Consider the following 22,694-nt stretch of genomic DNA (forward strand, 5'->3'; position numbering starts at 1 on the left):
AGGGATCGATTATGCCTGGATGTGAAAAGAGAGAGATTTTGAAGGCTTGCAACAGATGTTCTAGTTATCTCCTAGAGTATCAGGGATAATGCATCTTCTTCATAGTAGAGGTTACTTTATGCATAATATTTTACCAGAGGTTTATTAGGAAAAACAGCAGATATAAATCTAGATATCCAAGGAGTCATAAATACTAGATTTACTGTACATTAAAGCATACACTATAAATATGCAATCTTAGTTATAGAAAAATAAATAATTTTGTATACAAAAGAGATTTCAAAAACAAGGTCATATAACGAAATTATGGCATCGATAACCTTCTTTGATAATACAGAATATTTTAATTCTACCAATAGCATGTTCGACCTTGGCTATGAAAGAACTAATTTCTCTATTTTGCTGTTAGGTCAATTCTTTTCCACTTGGTTTTCTAAGAGGTATTTTGATTGTTACATTTTCAGGTTTACATCCTAAAAAACCACCACCTTTCCACATCAAAAACACCTAACCAATCAAAAAAACTATCCCATTGATATTTGAAACTTGTTTTCATAGTCTATCTTATGCTAATACTGACTAATAATAAATAGCTGCAACAAGCTAATTTACGATAATTATCGTTGTAATCATGGTATCCAATCAATAATTCTATTTTCAGGTTGATCTTGTTGCCATTTTATAGAATCGTCATAATCTGTTATACCATATTCGATTACTGCCCGATAGTATTCTATACCCTTAATTTTAAAAGTGTCGGGTGTCAGGTATTTTAGTTTCAAAATGGCTTCCCTTGTTGATATGTCTTCTATTGAATTGGGATATGTTGATCTTTTATTTTTTTATCCATGTCACTTTGGTATACTTCCATAAACTTACCGATATCGAAAAATATATAGGAGAGGGTTCTTAGTATTGGATTTTTCATTTTGATATATTCGGTTGCAGTGAAGAGTGTCTTTCCATTTTCTACGTCTTTAAACTCAGCAGTCCAATAGCCTGACATTATCTTACTTTCCATATCGAATGAATAGAAAGAATATGGCTTTTTATCCCTCGTCTCAAATCGGATGATAGTACCGTCTTGCGATATTTCATCCCATGTTTCAATATCTCCGTCTACACTTATAATTTTTAAGGCTTTAAGGTCGGATCGATAAGACCAATCCTTATTATTAGTTACCAGATCATATACAGTCTTGGGAGAAGCATCAAAAATGGATCCTCTAGTTTCGACTCTTTCTTTTTGTAAAAACAGACCTATTATGAATACTATAGCAATTACGCTGACGATGATAATTACTATCCATATTAGAATGCCTATCATACGCTTCATTTTTGATTAGTTTTTTGATTCGAGATAGCCTGTCAATTCATTGATAGCATATAGAGGTAAGTTTGTCAACCATGTTTCTTCTCTGAAATCTGACATTGAAGTTCTTATAGCCATCTTAGGTTTATTCTTTTCTACAAAAGCACGCAAGCTTTTTGCCTGTAAATTTTCGGCAGCTTTTACTTCTATGGGTACAAGTTCGTTCTTATACTGTATAAGTAAATCTATTTCTCCATCGGATTTATCTGACGACCAATAGATAATTGAAATTTCTCTGTCTGTAACCAATTGCTGTAAAACATACTGTTCGGTCAAAGCTCCTTTGAATTCGGTGAAAATAAGATTGCCATCGAGTAAGGTTTTTACATCAAGATTTGCCATCGCTCCCAACAAACCTATATCAAGCAGATATAGTTTAAATGCTCCCATATCTTCATAGGCTTTCAATGGTAAGGCAGGCTTGGATATCCTATTAACCTTATGTATTAAACCGCAATCCATTAGCCAAGATAAGGCTAATTCAAATTCTTTAGCTCTAGCTCCTTGTTTTATCAAGCCGTAAATGAATTTACGGTTTTCTTTTGATAATTGAGCAGGAACGGAATTCCACACCATACGGATACGTGGAACGACATCTGTGGGAGCATGCTTTGAGAAATCCTGTTCGTATGAATCGAGTATTTGTTGCTGAATCTGGCGTACTTCGCTAAAATCCTGATTCGAAGCAAAATTTGCAACAACTTCGGGCATACCTCCAACATAGTAATATTGCTTTAACAGTTCTATGTACTTTGTTTTAAAGGTGTTTATCATTTCCCATTGCTGCTTCTGAATTAAATCTGTCAAATCGTTTTCTCCCAATGCTTCTAAAAACTCAGTGAAGCTAAGAGGGTATAAATCGAGGAACTCAACTTTGCCCACAGGAAAAGATGTATTCTCATGTAATGCGATTCCCAGTAAAGAGCCTGCTGCTACAATATGGTATTCGGGAGCATTTTCCCGAAAATATTTCAATGATGTTAAAGCTCTCTCTGCTTCCTGAATTTCATCAAATATGATCAGCGTTTTATTTGGCTCTGGTTTTATTCCTGTTGCGATCTGAATAGCTAATAGAATACGAGGTATATCGAAATCATTTAAGAACAGTGTTTTTAGCTGTTGATTGTCTTCAAAGTTTATATAGGCGAAGTTCTCGTATTCGGTTTTGGCAAATTCTTTCATCAACCAAGTTTTACCTACTTGGCGAGCTCCTCTGATAATAAGAGGTTTTCGTGTATTTTTTTGTTTCCATTTTTGTAAGAAACTTAATGCTGTTCTTCTCATATATTTAGTTGTTTTTTTGCTATTTACATAAATACCTTATGACTTTACGTGTAAAGATACATTTTTACCCTATGACTTTATGTAAAATAGTACACTTTTTATATTTTAAGATAAATATCTCTTTCCTTTATAGGTGTAAAAGCAATTGTCAAGGATTACTTGACAATTGCTTTTACATAAATCAGATACTAGGATCTATTTGAATTACTGTACATTATCATTTTTTGTTTCTATTTTTGAAAGCAACCATTTCTTTTGCTATCTTTTCTTCGGTGACTTTAGCATATATCTGTGTTGTTCTAATCTGATTATGTCCTAGCATTTTACTCACTGATTCGATGGACATGCCATAGCTGAGCATTAGGGTCGCAAACGAGTGTCTCGCTACGTGAATAATAATCATTAAAACGATAACCAGCGAAACGCAGCGAATAAAACGTAACTCATTTGAAATGAACTAAATTACTATGATTCGCAGTTTTGCTAAAAAGCAAGATATTGTAGAATATAGCAGTATTTGAGTTACCAATCCGTTACCATAATAGTTACCAAATCTAAATAGGTAACTTGTTGCAGATCGGAGAAGTGTAGTTCGGGGTTGTTTGTATTGATTCACAGTGTTTTGCATAATAAAGAGCACTTATATAACCGGTAACTTTGCCATTTGGCAAAGCCCACAAAACTATAAGTGTATGAAACAAGAAAAATTAAGGGTGTTGCTTTACCTTAAAAAAAGCAGTTTGGATAAATCGGGTAAAGCTCCCATCATGGGACGAATAACTTACGGGCGATCCATGGCTCAGTTCAGTCTGAAATTATCCTGTACTCCCTCTCTATGGAATCCCCGGGAGAGCAGATTGGACGGCAAGAGCCGTGAAGCCGTTGAGGTTAATCAAAAGATCGAAAAACTCCTGCTAGCTATTCATTCTTCATTCGATAGTCTCGTTGCCCGCAGGAAGCCTTTTGATGCGCAAGCCGTCAAGAATCTGTATCAGGGAAGCATGGGAGCACAAATAACCCTGCTTGCACTCCTTGACAGGCATATGGAAGAACTGCGTGCCCGCATGGGAATAGATGTCGCCCCGACTACGTTAAGCGGTTACGTCTATACCCACCGTTCGTTAGGTAAGTTCATCAAAAAGAAGTTCAAGACCAAAGACATCGCTTTCGGACAACTGAATGAACAGTTTATTCGAGAGTATCAAGATTTTGTCTTGTGTGAATTAGGCTACTCAATGGATACGGTTCGTCATTATCTGGCCATCCTAAAAAAGATCTGTAAGATTGCTTTCAAAGAAGGTATTTCCGAGAAACTGCATTTTGCCCATTACAAACTACCCAAACAAAAAGAAGCCACTCCCAAAGCATTAAGCAGGGAAAGTTTTGAAAAAATCCGAGATTTGGAGATTGCTCCCAACCGTCATTCCCATCTGCTTACCCGTGACTTGTTTCTCTTCGCTTGCTATACAGGTACTTCTTATGCGGATATAGTCCGCATAACAGAAGAGAATCTGTTTACTGATGAAGAAGATAATCTTTGGCTTAAATACCGCAGGAAGAAAACCGATTTCCAAGCCCGTGTCAAATTATTACCCGAAGCCATCACTCTGCTTGAAAAATATAAAGACGAGGACAGAGAAACATTATTCCCCATACAATCAGCAGAAGTGGTACAATTAAATATGCGGGGATTGCGTGTTATGGCGGATATCAAACAGCCAATCTCCTATCATTCAGGAAGACATAGCTTTGCCTGTCTGATTACGCTCGAAGAGGGAGTTCCGATAGAAACGATCAGTAGGATGCTCGGGCACAGCAATATCAAAACGACTCAGGTCTATGCCCGTGTTACTCCCAAAAAGCTTTTCGAAGATATGGATAAATTCATCGAAGCCACGCAGTATTTGAAATTAGTCCTGTAAGGTTAAGATCATAGAGCTTTATATTATCGGCTAAACATAATATTCATTGATAATTATGCTTGAAAATCGATTATTAAATGCTTTTTCTTTACTTATCAAAACAAAACCATTCAAAAATATATAATTATGCGATCAACATTCAAAATATTATTCTATATCAATAAAAACAAAGTAAAGGCAGACGGTACGACAGCTATTCTGTGCCGGATCAGTATAGACGGAAAACAAAGTGTTATCACAACAGGTATCTATTGCAGCCCTGAAGACTGGAATGCCAGGAAAGGAACCATTAAAACAGAAAGAGAGAATAATAAGCTTATAACGTATCATAACCGTATAGAGAACACCTACAATCATATTTTGAAAGAGCAGGGAGTTATCAGTGCGGAATTACTAAAGAATACCCTCATTGGAGTTAATTCCATCCCGACCACATTACTACAAGCCGGAGAAGTGGAGCGTGAACGGCTGCGGATTCGCTCCATAGAGATAAACTCTACAACCAGCTACAGGCAATCGGGAATATCGCAACGGAATTTGCAGGAGTTTCTTCGTTCTAGAAGTATGGATGATATTGCCTTTACGGATATTACCGAAGAATTCGCAGAATCGTTCAAACTCTTCTTGAAAACCGCAGGAGAACGTAAATCAGGTTATATCAATAAATGTATTACCTGGCTCAACAGGCTTATATACATTGCTATTGATCAGGAAGTATTGAGATGTAATCCTTTGGAAGAGGTGAGATACGAAAAGAAAGAGCCTCCCAAGCATAAACATATAGGTAAAGATGATTTGAAACGGCTGCTGGAAACCCCGATGCCGGAAGCCCGATTGGAACTGGTACGCAGGGCTTTTATCTTTTCGACATTGACAGGACTTGCCTATGTGGATATATACGGATTGCATCCGCACCATATAGGAAAAACGGCAGAAGGCAGGCTCTATATCCGTAAATGCAGGGTAAAGACCCATGTAGAGGCATTTATTCCCCTGCATCCGATAGCAGAGCAAATTCTTCTGTTATACAATACTAAAGATGACAGTAGGCCTGTATTTCCTTTGCCCATTCGTGATAAGATCTGGTACGAGATCAATCAGATAGGAACGTTGATCGGCTTGAAAGAGAATCTCTCCTATCACCAAAGCAGGCACAGTTTTGGGACATTGTTGCTTTCGGCGGATGTTTCGATAGAGAGTGTCGCCAAAATGATGGGACACGCCAATATCAATACGACACAGGTGTATGCACAGATCACAGAGCAGAAAATATCGGAGGATATGGACAAACTAATCGAACGAAGAAAAACAAGGCAAAACACAGCAATTCAAACCGCAATAACTATATAGACCATGAAAAAAGAAAGAAGACAAGTAATTACGATGACTGATAACGGAATAGTAACTATTCCAAACAAGGTAAGAATGAGTATCGGGGAGATTGCTGATCTGTTTGGGATTTATTACAGAGAAGCAAAACGACATATCCGTGCTATTGAAAAATCAGGTATTGTCTGGGGCGATGATTCAATGGGTTGCATCGTTGAAGGAAGAAATATTTATTCGGAGTATTACGGCTTGGAGATGATTATGGCTCTTGCTTTTCGTATTCAATCAAAAAATGCAGAGGTGTTTCGAGAATGGCTGTGCAAAAAGGCTGCAAGAAAAGAGATTCCTGAAATACCGTAATGCCGATTCAAAATTATATGTTGAATTAAATTCTCCCTGCTCCTAAAATCTCCTGCAGGAATAAACATTTCTGTAGAGTAAATACATCATTCTCTTTGTTACAATAAAAAAATGACGGATGGAAACAAAACGTATTTTCGACGATATACAATTACAGAAAGCAACATTTATCTTGAAGAATAAGCATACAAAATTATCAGGGCTTACCTCCTCAAAGATAAGAAACCTGGCGGTAGTCTGGTGCTATTATTGGGGAAAGATAGAAAGAAACACCTACACCTATGTCGAAACCGAAGCATTGTTAAAAGACGATGTACTTCTCCTAAGTGTTAAGAAAATACCAAGATGCTGAAAAACCTGTATAATGGTTTTGTTACAGTACTCAAAGACGGAGCCATCGATATTGATCAGCGTATAGTTCTTAATATCCATTCCATGCTGGCCGAAGAACTCGGTACAGGCAGCCGATAAAGAGATTCTAAGATCAAAGGCTGTAGGCATTACCGAGACAACATATCCTCCGCCCAAGGAAGCCGCCGAAATAAAGGAATATTTTGAAAATATTCTATCCGGGCAATACCTATTATCACAACTCTATGGAACGTGCTGTTTACCTACATTGCAATACAGTACGCTTGCAACCTTTTATAGACGGAAATAAACGCACCTCCCCCTTTTGGGAAAGCATTGTGCTGATGAACAATGATATCATACCGGTCTAGTCTGCAAAAGACTAGGATTTACTTAATTACCGTAAGGGGCTTATACACTTCTATAAGACTTAGGTATTCTTTTCTTACATCTTCGTATTCAATCTTATCCAGATAGTCGTTTATATTCTTGCGAATCATTTTCTTTTTATATATAACCTTGAGCATAGCCCGAAATATAGAAAAGTATCCGGCAGCATAATTTCGGCTTATCTTTTCTGTTGAATACTTTAACCGCGTGGTAGTTAATAAGTAGGTGAGATACAGAAAATTCTTTTATGCTGTATTACAATTGTATATCAGTTGCTTATAAATACAATGCTTAGTTGAAATAGTAAATTTACCGTAAACATTGATTAATAATGACTTATAAACATCAAACTATTGTCGGATAATTGGTGAAATTATCACGATAATAGTTGAGCTCAAACCGATATACGTGATAATTTAGTCTGTTACCTATCTTAGGTAATGTATATTATCACATATAGGAATTAACTAATTCTGTTTGACCTTTCCAAATGTTTCTAATTCCATAAATTTAGATTTGAATAGGTTTGAAGGAATCTTTTTCTTTAAAAGATTATGAAAGTTTTCATCGTGAGTTGATAATATTATTTGTTTTTGTTGATTCACTACAATACTTCTTAATAAGTCAATAGTAGATAGGATGTTTATACTATCCATTGACTGAATAGGGTCATCAACAAAAATACAGTCGATAGAATTCCCTTTATTATCTTTAGCGTTAAGAGCTTTTGCTAAGAAAATACATAAACTTAAAATATTCAACTGAGCCTGACTAAAGTATAAATTAGGTATAATAAAATTTTTGTCATCATTGTCTTTATACACACATACATTAAGTTTTGGTTTATTGTCTTTAAAATCAGGAATAAACTTTACTTTTTTATAATCTGGGTGAGGATCTATCCGCTTATACAAATCATTTATTAAATCTTCATAAAAAAATGATTTTATTTGTTTCTCTATATGTTCAGAAACATTTGCAATCTCTTCTTTTAGTTTTTTGTTGATTTTGTCTTTTAGTGATTTACTCGCTTTTATATCACCGTGTGTTTTTTTATTCTCTTCAAATTTTAAGTAAGGCAACACGTTTTCCTTTAATTGAGATAGTAGGTTTAATTCTTTTACTTCAGTTCGATAATCTGAAATTTTAGTCTTATTTGATTCTTTTATATCGTTAATGATTTCATTAAAAGTATCCTCTTCAATTATATGAATATCTAAATCAATATATTTTTTTACTTCTATTTTATATGTTTCAATTACTCGAAATAGTGAACTAATGTTGCTATTTAGTACTTCTAGTTCCTGTTTTATAGAGTCTTCATTGGCACTAACCAAATTCTTTTCTTTTTTTTCAATATCGGTCTTTAAAATTTCAAAATTGGTTTGATATTCTTTTTGAGTTTTGGTTAAGTTTAATAAATCATCAGTAATATACTTAGAATCTACATTGTGAGTGGGGTAATTTTCCAAAAAGAAAGTTCTGACCTCATTAACAATATTATTATTTTTAAGAGACTCTCTGTCTTTATTCGACAAGTCTGTCTTTTTAATCGAAATTTGAGATTGTTCCTCGTTATTTTTTATTTTGTCTTTTAGTGAAGTTAAATCCGATTGGTATTTCTTTATTTCTTCACTCAATTTCTTCAAGTGCTCTTTAACCCATTCACCATATTCTTCAATTGGCTTATTTAGAATTGAACTTCTAAAATCTGCTAACCTTTTTGATTCATTTTCTACTTTAGTTTCAAAGTCAGTTATAGATTGTTTGATATTGAGTATTTGAATCTTTAATTCCTGAATTTTTAATTCATTTTCAGAGATCGTTTTTTTAATTGAGTTTACGAGTAGTATAGTGGTTTCATGTATATCTTCAGATATACTACTAACATTCTTTTCTATCTCATTTTTTCTGCTTAATAATGCATTCGATGTTTTAGATAGTAATTTGTTATTTGCTACTTTGTCAGCTAAATCCGTATAAGATTTGTATTCCTGATTGCATAGAGGACATGTGTCCGTTTTTTTATCATTAATGATAGATAAACCTTTTGAAATAAATCTATCTAATTCTGCTTGAAAATTATCGTGTTCAGTAATTTCTTTTTTAATAGATGTTAGTTTTTTGTTTTCTTCTTCGATTTTCTTCTTTAACTCATCGCTTCTTCTTAATTGTTCTGAATATTTTAAAAAGTTTTTATCAAATTCTGAAGGGAAAATACCATTTTCAATATTCAATAAAGAATTACTCAAATCATTGATAAAAAACTCTAATAAGTCTATGTCTTTAGACTTTTTCTCTAATTCGTCTTTTTTTAAGCTAGCCTCCTTATTTAATTGCTTAATTTGATTTTCAGAATTGAGGATGTTTTGTTCTATTTCAGGTAATTTTCCTACAGTTTGATTAATGTGCTTAATTTCATTTTGATTCGTTGAAATCTGGATTTCAAGTTTTGAAATTTGTATTCTCTGATCCGATATTTCTTTATTTAAAGCGTCTTGGGATAATTGTAATATCTTAATTTCTTCATCTTTGTCTTTTATACGTTTAATGGTATCATTATACTTACTAAATAGACCTAATATCTTTTCCTTTTGTTCTTTCTCCTTTGTCAGCTTTAAATGATGGTTCTGAGTTGAAGCCAACTCGTTTTTTTTCTTTTTTAAATCCTCAAATCCAGCTAAAATCAGATTCAATTCCTTTTGTTTTTCTGTTAGCTTTTTTAGATTATCAGAATTCTCTTTAAATTGCTTAAAACCAATCAATGCTTCGTTTCCAATGATTAGTCCGTCTAAATCTAAAATAAGATCTTGATGTCTTGCAACTTCAAAGTCAATATCACTTAATCGTTCAGTTATGGAATTAGTAAGATCAAATATATCAGTTTCAGATGTCTGAGAATCTATCCTATTGAACAACTTTATCTTTTTATTTAGGAGCTCAATTTTTTCATTAACTTTAGAAAGAATATCCTTATCCCCATCAAATTTGAGTTCTAACTGAATTCCTTTAAGTTGATCATTCAACTTTTTTATCTCTTTCTCATTTTGAGAAAGGAGTGCCGTAAGCGTATTATAATACTTATCAAGCTCCTTGTCACCGAAATATTCAATAAATGTTTTATATCGATCTTCTGGTTTGTCCTCTTTCAGAAATCCACTTATCCAATCCTGAGATAAAATAACTTCTCTGAAATACTTGTTCTCAGTTTCTTTTTCATCAAATTTAAAATCAGAAGTCCCTTTCCTAGGATTAGAAATATTTCTTACTATATCTGCTTTATTAGTATGTAGTTTTACGAAGCTATCCAATTCAGGATTAGAATACCTATTTCTTAAAATATACTGTTTCTCATTATTGCTAATGTTTTTTTCTGACTTTGCTATATCCTTGTTATTCTTATTTTTTAAAAGCCTATCAATATTGTTTGTATAACTATATTCTATGGCATCATAGAAGGAAGTCTTACCAAATCCATTCGGGGCGTATAAAGAAATAAAATCTGCATATTCTTCTTCACCAAGTTTGAAGTCAAATGTTCCATTTTCAACTCTATCGTATGCTCTAAAAGCTTGAATTTCTACTTTCTTAATTTTCATTGCTGAGTGTTTTTTCAAGGTGATTCAAGACTTCCAATAGATTTTCTTCCTTAATTAAATTTGATTTATTAAAGGAGGTTGTTTTAATAGCCTTATCAATAATCTCATTTTTTGAAAAAGATTCAATGTTTTGGTTTTCAACTCCAAACTTTATATTGTCATTAATTATATGCTCAGATAATATATTCTTTATCATATTGTTATCAATAGCATGTTTTATAGATTCTATTACAATCTTTCGAGTACTGAATTTATTGTTTTCGATCTCGTATTTTAAGGGCTTTTCTACCGTGCTTTCAGTGATGTAGAAAACATAAGAATTCCATTTAGAAAAATCATTTTTTAGCTTTATCAAATATTCAGCGGTTATAAAACTGTTAAATTCTTTCCAATATTTTTCTAAATCATTTAAGTCATTAAACTGGATGAAAACAATAGGGACATTATCTCCAAATATCAAATTTCCAATACTAACATTTTTAACATTAAAGGATTCTTTGATTTTATTATAGATTTCCTCTTTATTGTCTATGTCTTTAAATAATTCCATCTGTTAATTCTTTAATTTTAGTTTTTGAGTTTACACCATTCATATTTGCCAACTGAAGTGTATTGTTAATAATATGGTGCTGAAATTTAAAAATATTAACCAGTTTTAGGTCATTAAAAGGATCTTCTACAGTATTACTAATGTTCATTTTATCTAAAGGTGTAGAGATATCAAGAATGACAAGTTCTTGTGCTAAAATTTCAGTTTTACTTGGTTCTGATTCATTTGTGGCACAAATAACTATACTTCCTCCTTTTTCTATTTCGGACAAATCAGACTTATAAATTTCTTCTAATTTTTTGGTCCATTTATCTGTATCAACTATTAAAATTTTCCTTTTCTTATGAATACTTTCGAAATCATTAAGATCAACTGTTTCTTCGTAAAGTTTGATTATGGTAAAAAATTCAAGCAAAGATTTCCATAAAGATTTGTGATAAATAATGTGAGTGGGAGTTCCATTTACTAAAAAATTTTGTCCATACTCTTTAATAATTTTATCTGGATTAGTACCACCACAGATACTTTCGGAAATAGCGACTAAAGTATCTCTAACCAGTTCTTGCTTTACGAGTAGATTAGGAAAAGGAAAAACCTCTTGTAATAAAATGCTAAAAGTACCGATGTAGGGAGGAAATAACGGAGAGAGATTTGCTTCGTTCTCCTGAATTATTTCATCAAAAAATGATAAAGGAGCAAAATGGATTCTTGAAAGAGTTTCTTCCTCATCTTCAACAGCCTTTTTTTTCTGTATACCTGCCAACAGGAAACAAGAACTTTCGCATTTGATTATCCCCCCTCCTGATTGCCCAACAATTTCAGAATGGTTTACATTTCTTTCAATTTCGCCCTCAATATATAATAGTTCTACAGGATTTTCTATTTTGAGCTTATTCTTTCTATATGAGAAACCATTATTTACCCTTGAATCCGGATGTCCACACAAATACCAGTTTTCTTTTTCTATTGAACTTAAGTCCGATCTTAACAGAGACTCTATACCATCTATCTTTTTCACTTTAATTATTGCTGCATCCTTATCCAGACTGGTATGTAAATATGGAGCTTCTAGTATCTCAACCTGTTCATCCATTTTTGTTCCATCCTTCTCAATATATTGTCTAATTATTTCTAGATTTTCAACACCTTCAATAACATGTTTAGCTGTCAAAACGTAGCTGTAGCAACTATTTAAAGGTTGAAATAAACAACCACTTCCTCCAGCTACTTTTACTGTAAAAAATTGTAAATCGTCTCTCATAATTATATTTTATAATGAATCAGTTCCCAGAAAATCAATATCTGGATAGTCTGCCCGATCTTCCTCTAAAATCAGTTTAGAAATTAACTTTGGATAATTGAAATATATTTTTGCATTTGGATTACTTGTAACAATGCGAGCAATAGTAGCCTTGTCCGGATGGTTATGTAAATCACCATTTGTACTAACGACATAGTTACCCGTCTCTATTAAATTCAACAATTCAGTGGAGGTGTTCTTTCGACTAGCGTGATGAGATATTTTGAATAGTTCTACCTTAAGCTTATTACACTTATTGTAACCTAGATTTTTTAACGCTGTTACTATTTCAGAAGGATGTGAATCTCCTAGAAACAAGTAATTTTTGCCATCATTTTTCAAAATGAAAGCAATAGAACTTCCGTTATAAGCATCTTTATCTTCTTCAAAAATATCTTCTTCAATAATATTTTTTAACGTTTTTCCACAATCGTTTTTTCTGGAAGTATCTATTAAAGATTTTGGTGCCTTCTTTTCCCATTCTTTTAATAACTTCTCCAACTTTTCTTTGCTAGGAGACAATATTTGAAAAGAAACCCCATTCCAATTGATTATATCTCCTTGTTTTATTACTTTTTCATCCCAAATGTTTTTCTCACAAATATAATTTTCAAAATCAACCCCTTGCGTTACACTTGTCAAAGTTGTTTTTTCTTTGAATTTCAGAGACTCAATTTTAGATGTTGTATCCTTTAAATACTTTTTTATTGTTCTTCCAGAATTAAACCATATTTCCTTTATATTCTGAATAGCTTTTTCATCTTTACTAAACCATTTTAAGAATCCATCAATATGATCATCATCTATATGAGTAAGGATAACTAAGTCTAATTTTTCATTTTGGGATTTCAGGAACCCTATTAAGGTCTTTAAATCACCAGCTTTTATTTTCCCATCTTTCTTATCTTTATAGGAATAGGTCGTTGATGCCCCTCCATCAATTAAAATATTTTTAGGCTTTCCATTGTTTAGAAATGAAATCCATATACAGTCCCCATTAAATGCTTGCAAAATTTTAACTTTCATTCCAAATTTAATTACTTATTAAAGTTTGTTATTGAAGATTATTAAATAAAAGAACCTCTTTGAATCATTTCTTTTATATTTTCAGAAAGATAATATTCTAATTTCCACAAGAACATAAAATGCCTTGATTTCTATTTAATCTTCCCGTATAATTGGATGTTTTATATTTTTCAACTCGTATTTTACAATAGTTTGCGTATGTAACATTTGAGTTCCTCCTTCTTTAAATTAAAAGCAGTACAAACAAAAGCAATATCTTTATCGGAAAGGATTAATACTTCATCCCGTATAATCTGTCTGCCCCCACCCATGCCCCCGTAAAGGGCGAACAGGGCATAATAATCTTCGTCCCATCCCCTTTCTATAACACGTTCGAACCAGGGCACGCATATATTGCCAGTCAAAGCTGCCAAGGTCATATTCCCACAATAAACTGTGCCTAACCTTTGGCTCATGTTTGATTTGTTCTTTCCAGTCAGACCACATACCGCATTTTATTATTTATTAAAACAAAAATAAGTATTTATATCCGAATGGCTCCTATTATAAAGAGTTAATTGCTTTTGTCATACTACTTCTACTTATGATTAAACTGAATTAATTAAATAACTGATTTTCTTTTTTATCCGTCCACAAAAGAACAGCAAGCCGGTAAAATGCCAAAGCCAAAGCCCTGACGGGTTTTCCCTAACAGGAAAAATTTTGTCTTGTTTACCATTGCTTGCTGTGTGGTAAAAGTTACCGGATAAAAAAGAAAAAAATAATTGGGTTGGGGGCGGTGTAGTCCGTAGGCGAAGTTCACTGCCATGCTTTGCAGTAGTTTTCCTCCAACAGCTTCTGGATATCCGACTCCCGGTACAATACTTTCCCTCCTAACTGAATATAGGGTATCTTGCCTGTGGTCCGTAGGCTAAGCATCCACCGCCTTACCGCCTTTCAGCGGTAGGTTTGCGGATACTCGCCCCCAAACCGTACGTACACCTCTCAGTGTATACGGCTTTCCATCAATAATATCAGTCTAACTCTGATGTACTTTATCATTGCAATCCTTGCACAATACCAATGTTTTGCGATGCTTTTTGAGCATTTTGTTTTCCCAGTCACTTGTCCCTTTCAGTTCTTTGAGAGTTCTGACTTGAAACATGACTGTCTCATTGGTAGTTGCTCCACATAATTCACATTTGCACGCTTTGAGCCTTTGAATAAGTGTTGGCTCCGTCCTTGTGTAGATTTGCGGTAGATTGTCTTGATACAACACATCGACTTTCTCTTGGCGTTTAAAGCCTCCATTATAGAATATCTGCAACTTTGGTTCTCCTTTGCTTGTGGTGTAGGGTATTGCAAATTCCTTATTTTTGTAGAACTTGTCTATTACCTTACCGACAGAGCTTTGGAGTTTTCCTGCATATGTTTTATACATGCTGTATTCCATAATACTGGAGAAAGTGTTAAGCGATGAGCTATTGTTTGCGATAGCGTAATAATTGTACAGACCGCGTACTTCAGCATTATATCTAGTGATTATATCCAGTAACGAGTCGTTCATCAGGTATTCACGGGCTTTTGACTTCCAAATTTCTTTTCCTGTGCGATAATCAAATTTGACCGCACCATACTCCATTAATTTGTTTTTCATTGTTTCCGTAGTAACGCGAAGAATGATTTTGTTGTTGAACGCGCGTACCAGATAGCCCAACTTGTTCCTTTTGGTTGCATTGGAGTTGTGTATGTAGATATCATATCCCAAAAATTTGGCTGGTCTTTGCGCATTGGTTATTAAGGTCTTTTCTGCTGAAAGTTCCAGTTTGAGAGTCTTGCTCATATAATTTGCAATATCTGCTTTTATCTGGACACAATCTGCTTTACTCCCTATCACACCAATAAGAAAGTCATCCGCATACCTGACGTATCTCAATCTCTTAACACTCTCATCCATAGGATCGCAATGAGGATACATAAGTTGCTGTTTGCCGATATTTCTGATTTCATCTACAATTTTGGCTTTCGCTGTCTCATCATTCAAAGTTTTCAGTTTTAAGGCTAACGTGTATTTCTTGTCGTTAAGCCTGCTCGTCTGAGGGTGTTTGCGCCTTCTTCCTCCTATATTGAAGTTTTGGATATATTCACTCATGTACTTATCGAACTTATCAAGATAGATATTTGCCAATAATGGGCTTATTATCCCACCTTGAGGGGTTCCGCTGTACGTTTTGTTATACATCCAATCTTCGACATACCCCGCATTCAAAAATTTCCTAATCAAACGGATAAACCGTTCGTCGGCAATCCTTTCTTTCAGCGTATTTATCAGAACTTCGTGGTTTATATTATCGAAGAAACCCTTGATGTCTCCCTCGATGAACCATTTGGTACCGGTAAATGTCCGTTGAATGCTTATCAGGGCAGTCTGGCAACTTTTACGAGGTCTGAAACCGTGTGAGGTGGGTTCGAAACTCTCCTCATAAATGGCTTCAAGTATCATTTTAATTACCTGCTGCACTAATTTATCATCAAAGGAGAGTATTCCTAACGGACGTTTCTTTCCGTTTTTCTTTGGAATGTAAGTTCTCCTTGACGGATGGGGTTGATAGCTCTCATCTCTGAGTTTCTCTATCAAGTGTTCAATTCTGAGTATGTTCATTTGGTCTGCCGTTTTACCGTCGGACCCTTTGGTCATATTGCCAGCCTTAGCGTAAATTCGTTGGTAAGCAACATAGAACATCTCTTCATTAAACAGAATACGGTAAAGTCGTTCAAACTTGTAACCTGAAACTTTACTTTGTTTCATTAGACTGTTTAATACTCTTTCTGGACTTCTTTTTAATGTCTCACACATCTTCCGTTAATTGTATTAAAATTATTGACTGCTTCCCTTCGCCATGTACAAGGCTTTCCCTTGCTCTAACTACTACGGAAGCTCCGTTTCCATGTCGGATATTCAGAGGCTGAACCCCATAGCCTTGCGGCATTCCGATTTAGGAAATCCCCGTTTAGATATATAATAACTATTGGCATGATAGATTGTCGGATACGACTTTCGTCCTTTATTACTTATTGTAATTGCGTTGTGATAAGTTCTTGCTACTAAATGATTACCGTACAATTTAGAGTATCACAATCAGGCGTTTGTAATTGTCTTCCGCCTGAGCCTACAGTGGAACCACTCGGACTATCGTTCAATCAGTATAGACTTTATCCTCATATCTATCGTTTCATCTGACCTTTCAGTCGCAGCTTGACAATTAGCTGACTTATGGCTTTGCCGACATGCTATGCTCCCTGTCCGGTTTCCCATTCAGATAAGTCGGTTGATGATAGGTCACTTCAAAGAACACAAACCTAATCTCTTGCCAAAGAGATATTTATTATATACCCAGTACGGGCGCAGGATAATCCTGCAACGTCCTGCGGCTGACCTTCAATCTGTCCGAGACCTCCTTATCTGTAAGGAAGCGTTCTCCGTTTAAGGTTGGTTTACATCCTGTCAGAGCCGTTTCGATCTTGTCGAGTATCCTTGTCTAGCGAGCCGAAGAATCTTTTTATCCGCTCGTTCTCTCTTGTCATAATTTCACTCATACTACTTTAATTTTAATTTATGAATAACAGTTTCCACATCTTCAGGTTTATAGAACATTTTATGGTTTATCTGTGTAAAAGGCAATGTGCCGTTATCCCGGTAGTTTTGCAGGGTACGCTTGGAGATATTCAGTATCCGGCACACGTCTTGGTTATCCAGCCAGCGGTGCAGGCTCTTGTCCTGATGATCCTCACATAGATCTTCCACTTTTTTGGTAAAGGCTTCAAAGCAGCTCATCATGGCTTCGAAGATTTGGGCTTCCATGTTTATTACTTCCATATACGTTACTTTTTATAATGAATAATTTCGTTTATAATCTCAATATATACCGCTAAATAGTAAGACCTGCTCATATGTCATCGTTTTTCACTGTTTGTCGTCATTTTTCATCTTGTCTCGTCCTAGAATAGGTTATGCCTTGTCCTGCCCATCTCTCGGGTTACATTTTTTGTGACAACCGATAGAAGGACAAAGAAAGAACTTATTCAGGAGTGTTTTCCGGGTTTACAGCCTGCTGGTAGCCATTGGCTCCGGTTTGACAGTCGGTGGCGCCACCAGTGTGTATATCTATATCTTATAATTGGTTCATAAAATAAAAACCAGCCCACGAAAATGAATCCGTGGGCTGGTTTTATTGTCTGTTACGATCTTATAATTTCGACGGCATACATTTATATGTTACCGGAATATGATTACTCCCTTATAAACTTGCGGTATGCCTCATTTCTGACCGACTCATAAGGATTGCTGCCTTCTATGCGGTCCAGAGCCAGCAGGATGCGTTCCTGTGCACGGGGAATACGGGTAATCAGTTGTTCGAAGAATTCCGTATTGCATAGTTTGAATGCCGTTTCTACCGAAGTTCTCTTACCTTTATCCCCGACTTCTTTACCCGTAGCCAGGTCTGCCATTGTTTCCAGATCATCCCACATTACCCCGGAATCCCCCTGGTCCATCATCCGTGCCCGACAAATCGCATATACTAGATTCTTATGCATCAATTCTCCCAATAGTTTTTTGCTGATAAGTGAGCGGGCTACGCTCACACGCAACTCATAGCTGCTCTCTTCCATATAAAGTGAGGCTTTCTTTAATTTCTGTGATATAAAGCGGGCGGCTATCTCAGATAGCTTTACCATTTGTTTCTTCATTGCTTCATATAGATCCGCTGCCATGCTGCGATGCATATCCACGAATGCCTTTCGAAGCGGCGGACTGCTCAGAAACAGTCCGGTCCATAGCCACAGGCTTATCACTACATAGATTTGTATAAATGTATCCATTACTCTGTAGGATTAAGATTGTTTGTACGGTAAATAGTATCTATATCTTCCCTGAAGGTTTCCAGGTGGTTCAGGATGATATTTTCCACATAGCTGCTGATGGTGGCTTTGGATTCATCCATCAGGTGGACGATACGCATCAGACGGCGATGGGTGGCGGCCGTAATATAGAGTGGTTTGCGGTGGGTAAAATCCACACGCACAAAGAACACATCGGGATAGTCATCCTGGGTTTTACGTTTCCTTTTCCCGGTAGCTTTAGATACCAGCAATTCTTTTGATATTGATGTGGTTGTCGATGCAGGTGTATTATCCTGCTTTGCATCCGGAACCCGCTTTGCCGGATCTGAGTCATCCGCTACTACATCGACAGGTATTGTATCTACAGCTTCCGTAGCCTTCTCTTTCTGCTCTGTTTTATATACAGGTTGACCCTGATCAATACCGTTATGTGCCAATTTGAGCAGGTCTTCGTATCTATTTGTTGTTTTATCTGTTGCCATTACATCTGAGGTTTCAGGTGAATAATATCCAATATCTCATCGACCAGCAGATCCAGATTACTGCCTTTGACCAGATTCTTATCGGCAGGGAAGATAGTGGAGAGAAATACTGCATCGCTGCACTCAAGGGATTGCTCCTTGTCATAGCGGACGGATTGGGGAATGGCTGTCTGCATAAGGGATAAGCCGAACTCCCGGATAACGCCTTGGTAATGGGTGACCCACTCCTTTTTGATACGCCCGTCGATACGGTTCCAGAACAGGTGGATAGCTTTTAGCTTTATATCGGTATGTTCCCGTATCAACTCGCTGGCGGGAATAATAAACGAGAGAGTGCTTTCCATTGAGAGCCGCGAAGGGGACATCGGCACAAAGACATAATCCATGCCCATAAAAGTAGAAATCACACCCTCGTTGTTGATGGTGCCCGGAAGGTCGAAAAAGACCACATCATAAGCGGCAGCCTCTTCTGATAAAAATGCTTGTGCTCTGGCTATACCTTCCTCTGGCTTCGAGCAAACAATCGGATAGGTTTGTTTGCCCAGTGATTCGAACAGGGATATGGCTTTGGACTGGTAGTGTAGGTTGGTTTCCAGTTGACGGATCTCCCGCTTACGCATGTCATAGACGCTGCACTGCGGATAGTCGCAGTCCATCACGGCGACATTCAGCCCCTTTTGGTAATGCAGGTAGCTTGCTGCCAGAATTGTAAATGTACTTTTGCCAACTCCTCCCTTCTGGGTGGAGAAAGCGATAAATAAAGGTTTCTGTTTCATACTGAATTGACTATTTTAAAATTAGACATATTGTGAATTTGAAGATTTGCAGATTTTACGTCTTGATTGAAAGTTATATCGATGGTTAGACAATTTTATATTTATCTTATTTTCAGGAAAATATTAAATCAAGAAAAATTGAAAATTTGTTTTCAAATTACCAAACGATCAAGTTTTCAAGTTTGATAGTTATCAAATTATCAGAACTGAAAAGCAATCTGAAAAATATAAGGTTTGCAAACCCGCAGATTTAACTCTTTTACAGACTGATTAAAATCAGTCAACTTTGCGACTTGTAAAAACTGCAAATTTTAAGTTTATCAGACTTTCTGGTTGTGAATATATAACAACTTATTTATCAATGCATAATGCGGGTTTCTATTGCATAGAATGGCTTTGTTCTGCATCGGAAATGATAATGGTATTATCGGTTCGCTTGATTTAAAAGAGGAAATTATATTTTTTGTAGAAGTCGTTTACCTAAATTATAGGATTGGCAAACCGCAGCAGTTCGCACCGGTATTTTTGTGCCTGAAACAATAATATACAGCAAGTCTAAGCAGAATAATCCGATCTCTATAAAGTGTTGTATTTCAATAAATATTATTATTTAATTCGTGGTCTGTATCATTAAAACAACAGACTTATGAAAAGTGAAAAAGCTGTATTAGCGGTCTCTTATCCAAGCCGCATTTTTGAAGACTATCAGTTATTAAATGATTCGGACCGTTTAGTGATATGCCCGAAGTTGAGTATTAAGGTTGCCACCGAATCAAAAAATAAAGAGACTACCACCTCTTTATTTTTTTCTCGTCGTCAAAGGAGCAAGGTAATCGCACGGGTTACCCAAAAATCTCTCCGAGGCTTTTTGAGTTCCCTTCGTGCATACCTTGCCCTTGCAGGGGGCTGTGACCACGCAGAAGATAAATCCGGTACCCTAAGGATTTATCTCCCGCTTCAAAATATGCTCCCGATGGTCGCATATTCTGAGGTCACTTGGCAGCCTGCGGATTTCGCTCCCGGCGGTCGCAAAAGATCCGGGCTGCGTGCGCAGACTCCACTTCATCTCCCGGTGGTCGATTACGTTACGTCCCGCTCAGATGTAAATAGGCATATGAGAGTTTTCCATAACATTAAATAGAATCGGTATGGAAAATAGAGATAAATCGGGAGAAAAAGCGATCTCTAGAGGTAGGCCGGCAAAGAAAAAAGAGAAACTATCCTGTTCGATTAATCTGAAACTGACCGAACAGGATTTTAATTCGATGAAACAAAAAGCGGAAAAGTTAGGTATGAAAGCGACACAATACGCTCGGGAGATGGTACTAAAGGGAAGTGTTAAACTCCGCTTTTCTTTGGAGGATTTGGATCTGATGCGTAAACTCTCGGGCATGGCAAATAACCTGAACCAGATTGCTAAACAGGCTAACAAATCGGGATTCTCCAACTCAGCTATGGAGGTAATCATGATAACCGAACAAATAAGGAGGCTGCTCAATGATCGCTAAGAATATCAAAGGAAAATCGTTTAAAGGATGTGTTCTTTATGTGTTGAACGATTCACACGAGTTACTGGAAGCGGAGGGAGTGCTTGCGGATAGTGCCAAAAGTATTATCCGCAGCTTCGCCATGCAACGCTCGGGCAGGAAGGAGATAAAGCAGCCTGTCGGGCATATCCCGATATCATTTTCGCCTGAAGACAGCCACAGGCTGACTTGTAACTTCATGCTTCAACTGACAAGGGAGTATATGGAGGAAATGGGTATTAAAAATACGCAGTATATTATTGTCAGGCATCATAATACGGAGAATGAGCATCTGCATATTGTGTATAACCGTATTGATAATAACTTAAAACTAATCTCTGTTAATAATGATTACAAACGCAATGTTAAGACCTGTAAGAAGCTAAAGGATAAATATAATCTGACGTATGGTAAGGGAAAAGACCGGGTTAAAAGAGAGAAGCTCAATGATCCGGATAAGGTGAAATATTATATCTATGATACTATAAAAGCTGTTTTACCTAGTTGTAAAGTGCCTGCTGATTTACGTTTTTCTCTAAAAAAATATGGAATTGAGCTTGAATATAAATTCAAACGAGGTACCAATCAGATCGAAGGTGTATCGTTTCGGTATAACAATATTGCTTTTAAAGGCTCGCAAATTGATCGCAAATTTAGCTTTGGAAATCTGAAAAAGGCGTTTGAGGAGAATATTAAATTACTACGGGTACAAGCCAAAGAGGAGCAAAACTACGTTTCAAAAGAAAAGGAACAAGTAATAAGAGAGCCGCAGATACAGCAAGAACAGCCACCCAAAGGACAATCCAAAACTGAAAACAAACCGGAGGTACGCATCATAGGTGGGGTCAAATTAACACCACAGCAGTGGCAGACCTTGGAAGAGGGCGGCTTTATATATCTGGAAGGTCTGAAAAAGAAGGATGATAGTGGAAATTTTTCTTCCTATGTATTCCTGAATGATGAAAAGGACAAAGCTTTTTCGTCTAAGGAGAATCCCAATACTTTTGTCAAATACGGCAAATACGAAATGCGGATTCGCGATAAAATGCTGATAGAAGCAGGCTATATAACAAAAGCTAAAGTCAAATGGTATGGTGGTGGATTTGCTTATCCTTATCTCTGGAAAGAGAATAAAGGGGATACTGAGTATAGGGAATCCTGGAGTGATCCGAGGATATCTAAAGAAAAAGAAAATAAGTCGCAAAAAGAAACTCGGGGTAATAAACCAATTATCAAAAGACAGAGACCGAAAATGGGATAAGTTTTTTTGTAAAATGGGGCATATTTTTCGTGAAAGTATATATGTAGATAAAGAAATGAGACTGTAAATTAAACTGTATCAAGGAAGAATAAATTATTATTTTTACTAATGCAGTTTTTTTATGGAAAAAGAATTTGCTTTTGAAAGTATTAAGAAGAAAGCCTTAGAACAACTCAAATCAGGCAAATCTTTACTAGGAAAAGATGGAGTCTTTGCTCCTTTTTAGGTATTATCTGAATAATTTACACGAATTTAATGTGTAATTTTAGAGTATCAAATATATAC

Annotated in this window: 23 protein-coding genes and 4 pseudogenes; 9 read left to right on the plus strand and 18 right to left on the minus strand. The window is 35.8% G+C overall.

Annotation, left to right across the window (positions count from 1 at the left end; translation table 11 throughout):
• Nucleotides 1–808: 808 nt before the first annotated feature.
• From G7051_RS00285 to G7051_RS00295, 3 genes are all read right to left on the minus strand, one after another.
• Entirely contained in the window at nt 809–1,327 is a 519-nt protein-coding gene (locus tag G7051_RS00285) for a hypothetical protein (protein ID WP_255493284.1), read from the minus strand.
• A 15-nt stretch (nt 1,328–1,342) separates the two neighbouring features.
• Nucleotides 1,343–2,656 (minus strand): ATP-binding protein, encoded by a 1,314-nt coding sequence (locus G7051_RS00290; RefSeq protein ID WP_166197601.1) that lies wholly within the window; start codon nt 2,654–2,656, stop codon nt 1,343–1,345.
• A 217-nt stretch (nt 2,657–2,873) separates the two neighbouring features.
• Nucleotides 2,874–3,059 (minus strand): tyrosine-type recombinase/integrase, encoded by a 186-nt coding sequence (locus tag G7051_RS00295; RefSeq protein WP_166197603.1) that lies wholly within the window; start codon nt 3,057–3,059, stop codon nt 2,874–2,876.
• A gap of 289 nt (nt 3,060–3,348) precedes the next feature.
• Between G7051_RS00295 and G7051_RS00300 the strand changes: the two genes are divergently transcribed.
• The 6 genes from G7051_RS00300 to G7051_RS00320 all read left to right on the plus strand — a co-directional run bounded on the left by G7051_RS00300 (nt 3,349) and on the right by G7051_RS00320 (nt 6,989).
• Nucleotides 3,349–4,578 (plus strand): site-specific integrase, encoded by a 1,230-nt coding sequence (locus G7051_RS00300; protein WP_166197605.1) that lies wholly within the window; start codon nt 3,349–3,351, stop codon nt 4,576–4,578.
• Between the two features lie 126 nt (nt 4,579–4,704).
• Nucleotides 4,705–5,928, plus strand: a complete 1,224-nt coding sequence (locus G7051_RS00305) for a site-specific integrase (RefSeq protein ID WP_166197607.1) — start codon at nt 4,705–4,707, stop codon at nt 5,926–5,928.
• Between the two features lie 3 nt (nt 5,929–5,931).
• Nucleotides 5,932–6,267 (plus strand): hypothetical protein, encoded by a 336-nt coding sequence (locus G7051_RS00310; protein ID WP_255493285.1) that lies wholly within the window; start codon nt 5,932–5,934, stop codon nt 6,265–6,267.
• Between the two features lie 118 nt (nt 6,268–6,385).
• Nucleotides 6,386–6,619, plus strand: a complete 234-nt coding sequence (locus G7051_RS00315; RefSeq protein ID WP_166197609.1) for a hypothetical protein — start codon at nt 6,386–6,388, stop codon at nt 6,617–6,619.
• Nucleotides 6,613–6,738, plus strand: coding sequence for a hypothetical protein (locus tag G7051_RS18195; protein ID WP_255493286.1), 126 nt, complete (start codon nt 6,613–6,615; stop codon nt 6,736–6,738). The genes G7051_RS00315 and G7051_RS18195 overlap by 7 nt, the downstream gene beginning before the upstream one ends.
• A gap of 83 nt (nt 6,739–6,821) precedes the next feature.
• Complete coding sequence (locus tag G7051_RS00320) at nt 6,822–6,989, plus strand: Fic family protein (protein WP_166197611.1); 168 nt, start codon at nt 6,822–6,824, stop codon at nt 6,987–6,989.
• Between the two features lie 168 nt (nt 6,990–7,157).
• Here G7051_RS00320 and G7051_RS18375 read toward each other — a convergent pair.
• The 15 genes and pseudogenes from G7051_RS18375 to G7051_RS00390 all read right to left on the minus strand — a co-directional run.
• Nucleotides 7,158–7,244, minus strand: a pseudogene (locus G7051_RS18375) (hypothetical protein); the annotation flags it as partial.
• A 231-nt stretch (nt 7,245–7,475) separates the two neighbouring features.
• A complete protein-coding gene (locus G7051_RS00330) occupies nt 7,476–10,607 on the minus strand; it encodes an AAA family ATPase (RefSeq protein ID WP_166197613.1) in 3,132 nt (1,043 codons plus the stop codon).
• Nucleotides 10,597–11,157, minus strand: a complete 561-nt coding sequence (locus G7051_RS00335) for an ABC-three component system middle component 1 (protein ID WP_166197615.1) — start codon at nt 11,155–11,157, stop codon at nt 10,597–10,599. Before G7051_RS00335 ends, G7051_RS00330 begins: the two co-directional genes overlap by 11 nt.
• Nucleotides 11,144–12,418, minus strand: a complete 1,275-nt coding sequence (locus tag G7051_RS00340; RefSeq protein WP_166197617.1) for an ABC-three component system protein — start codon at nt 12,416–12,418, stop codon at nt 11,144–11,146. Before G7051_RS00340 ends, G7051_RS00335 begins: the two co-directional genes overlap by 14 nt.
• Nucleotides 12,419–12,427: 9 nt before the next feature.
• Entirely contained in the window at nt 12,428–13,483 is a 1,056-nt protein-coding gene (locus G7051_RS00345; protein ID WP_166197619.1) for a ComEC/Rec2 family competence protein, read from the minus strand.
• A gap of 182 nt (nt 13,484–13,665) precedes the next feature.
• Nucleotides 13,666–13,969, minus strand: a pseudogene (locus G7051_RS00350) (hypothetical protein).
• 136 nt (nt 13,970–14,105) lie between these two features.
• Nucleotides 14,106–14,291 (minus strand): hypothetical protein, encoded by a 186-nt coding sequence (locus G7051_RS00355; RefSeq protein ID WP_166197621.1) that lies wholly within the window; start codon nt 14,289–14,291, stop codon nt 14,106–14,108.
• A pseudogene (locus G7051_RS00360) lies at nt 14,282–14,392 on the minus strand (DNA-binding protein); the annotation flags it as partial. The pseudogene G7051_RS00360 and the gene G7051_RS00355, both read right to left, overlap by 10 nt.
• 109 nt (nt 14,393–14,501) lie before the next feature.
• Complete coding sequence (locus tag G7051_RS00365; RefSeq protein ID WP_166197623.1) at nt 14,502–16,319, minus strand: reverse transcriptase/maturase family protein; 1,818 nt, start codon at nt 16,317–16,319, stop codon at nt 14,502–14,504.
• Nucleotides 16,312–16,452, minus strand: a complete 141-nt coding sequence (locus tag G7051_RS00370; RefSeq protein WP_166197533.1) for a hypothetical protein — start codon at nt 16,450–16,452, stop codon at nt 16,312–16,314. Before G7051_RS00370 ends, G7051_RS00365 begins: the two co-directional genes overlap by 8 nt.
• A 420-nt stretch (nt 16,453–16,872) precedes the next feature.
• Nucleotides 16,873–17,059, minus strand: a pseudogene (locus G7051_RS18200) (DNA-binding protein); the annotation flags it as partial.
• 1 nt (nt 17,060) lies between these two features.
• Nucleotides 17,061–17,339 (minus strand): helix-turn-helix domain-containing protein, encoded by a 279-nt coding sequence (locus G7051_RS00375; protein ID WP_166197625.1) that lies wholly within the window; start codon nt 17,337–17,339, stop codon nt 17,061–17,063.
• Nucleotides 17,340–17,752: 413 nt separating this feature from the next.
• Entirely contained in the window at nt 17,753–18,106 is a 354-nt protein-coding gene (locus G7051_RS00380; protein ID WP_166197627.1) for a hypothetical protein, read from the minus strand.
• 236 nt (nt 18,107–18,342) lie between these two features.
• Nucleotides 18,343–18,846 (minus strand): DUF3408 domain-containing protein, encoded by a 504-nt coding sequence (locus G7051_RS00385; RefSeq protein WP_166197629.1) that lies wholly within the window; start codon nt 18,844–18,846, stop codon nt 18,343–18,345.
• A complete protein-coding gene (locus G7051_RS00390; protein WP_166197631.1) occupies nt 18,846–19,622 on the minus strand; it encodes a ParA family protein in 777 nt (258 codons plus the stop codon). The genes G7051_RS00385 and G7051_RS00390 overlap by 1 nt, the downstream gene beginning before the upstream one ends.
• 646 nt (nt 19,623–20,268) lie before the next feature.
• On the opposite strand from G7051_RS00390, the gene G7051_RS00395 reads away from it, so the two are divergent.
• From G7051_RS00395 to G7051_RS00405, 3 genes are read left to right on the plus strand one after another with little or no spacing between them, the layout of a single operon-like run.
• Nucleotides 20,269–20,763 carry a hypothetical protein gene (locus G7051_RS00395; RefSeq protein ID WP_166197633.1) on the plus strand — a complete coding sequence of 165 codons (495 nt, stop codon included), beginning with the start codon at nt 20,269–20,271 and terminating at the stop codon, nt 20,761–20,763.
• A 7-nt stretch (nt 20,764–20,770) separates the two neighbouring features.
• Complete coding sequence (mobC, locus tag G7051_RS00400) at nt 20,771–21,130, plus strand: plasmid mobilization relaxosome protein MobC (RefSeq protein WP_166197634.1); 360 nt, start codon at nt 20,771–20,773, stop codon at nt 21,128–21,130.
• Nucleotides 21,120–22,409: a relaxase/mobilization nuclease domain-containing protein gene (locus tag G7051_RS00405; protein WP_166197636.1), complete on the plus strand. Its 1,290-nt coding sequence runs from the start codon at nt 21,120–21,122 to the stop codon at nt 22,407–22,409. The genes mobC and G7051_RS00405 overlap by 11 nt, the downstream gene beginning before the upstream one ends.
• Nucleotides 22,410–22,694 lie beyond the last annotated feature (285 nt).

The sequence above is a fragment of the Dysgonomonas sp. HDW5B genome (assembly GCF_011299335.1).
Taxonomy (GTDB): Bacteria; Bacteroidota; Bacteroidia; order Bacteroidales; family Dysgonomonadaceae; genus Dysgonomonas_A.

Coding starts and splice junctions, on each gene's coding strand:
- G7051_RS00365 (WP_166197623.1), bottom strand. CDS start 16,319: ATGTGTGAGACATTAAAAAGAAGTCCAGAAAGAGTATTAAACAGTCTA.
- G7051_RS00310 (WP_255493285.1), top strand. CDS start 5,932: ATGAAAAAAGAAAGAAGACAAGTAATTACGATGACTGATAACGGAATA.
- G7051_RS00295 (WP_166197603.1), bottom strand. CDS start 3,059: ATGATTATTATTCACGTAGCGAGACACTCGTTTGCGACCCTAATGCTC.
- G7051_RS00355 (WP_166197621.1), bottom strand. CDS start 14,291: ATGGCAGTGAACTTCGCCTACGGACTACACCGCCCCCAACCCAATTAT.
- G7051_RS00285 (WP_255493284.1), bottom strand. CDS start 1,327: ATGATAGGCATTCTAATATGGATAGTAATTATCATCGTCAGCGTAATT.
- G7051_RS00345 (WP_166197619.1), bottom strand. CDS start 13,483: ATGAAAGTTAAAATTTTGCAAGCATTTAATGGGGACTGTATATGGATT.
- G7051_RS18195 (WP_255493286.1), top strand. CDS start 6,613: ATGCTGAAAAACCTGTATAATGGTTTTGTTACAGTACTCAAAGACGGA.
- G7051_RS00385 (WP_166197629.1), bottom strand. CDS start 18,846: ATGGCAACAGATAAAACAACAAATAGATACGAAGACCTGCTCAAATTG.
- G7051_RS00290 (WP_166197601.1), bottom strand. CDS start 2,656: ATGAGAAGAACAGCATTAAGTTTCTTACAAAAATGGAAACAAAAAAAT.
- G7051_RS00315 (WP_166197609.1), top strand. CDS start 6,386: ATGGAAACAAAACGTATTTTCGACGATATACAATTACAGAAAGCAACA.
- G7051_RS00405 (WP_166197636.1), top strand. CDS start 21,120: ATGATCGCTAAGAATATCAAAGGAAAATCGTTTAAAGGATGTGTTCTT.
- G7051_RS00390 (WP_166197631.1), bottom strand. CDS start 19,622: ATGAAACAGAAACCTTTATTTATCGCTTTCTCCACCCAGAAGGGAGGA.
- G7051_RS00395 (WP_166197633.1), top strand. CDS start 20,269: ATGAAAAGTGAAAAAGCTGTATTAGCGGTCTCTTATCCAAGCCGCATT.
- G7051_RS00370 (WP_166197533.1), bottom strand. CDS start 16,452: ATGCCGCAAGGCTATGGGGTTCAGCCTCTGAATATCCGACATGGAAAC.
- G7051_RS00330 (WP_166197613.1), bottom strand. CDS start 10,607: ATGAAAATTAAGAAAGTAGAAATTCAAGCTTTTAGAGCATACGATAGA.
- G7051_RS00305 (WP_166197607.1), top strand. CDS start 4,705: ATGCGATCAACATTCAAAATATTATTCTATATCAATAAAAACAAAGTA.
- G7051_RS00335 (WP_166197615.1), bottom strand. CDS start 11,157: ATGGAATTATTTAAAGACATAGACAATAAAGAGGAAATCTATAATAAA.
- G7051_RS00300 (WP_166197605.1), top strand. CDS start 3,349: ATGAAACAAGAAAAATTAAGGGTGTTGCTTTACCTTAAAAAAAGCAGT.
- mobC (WP_166197634.1), top strand. CDS start 20,771: ATGGAAAATAGAGATAAATCGGGAGAAAAAGCGATCTCTAGAGGTAGG.
- G7051_RS00340 (WP_166197617.1), bottom strand. CDS start 12,418: ATGAGAGACGATTTACAATTTTTTACAGTAAAAGTAGCTGGAGGAAGT.
- G7051_RS00375 (WP_166197625.1), bottom strand. CDS start 17,339: ATGGAAGTAATAAACATGGAAGCCCAAATCTTCGAAGCCATGATGAGC.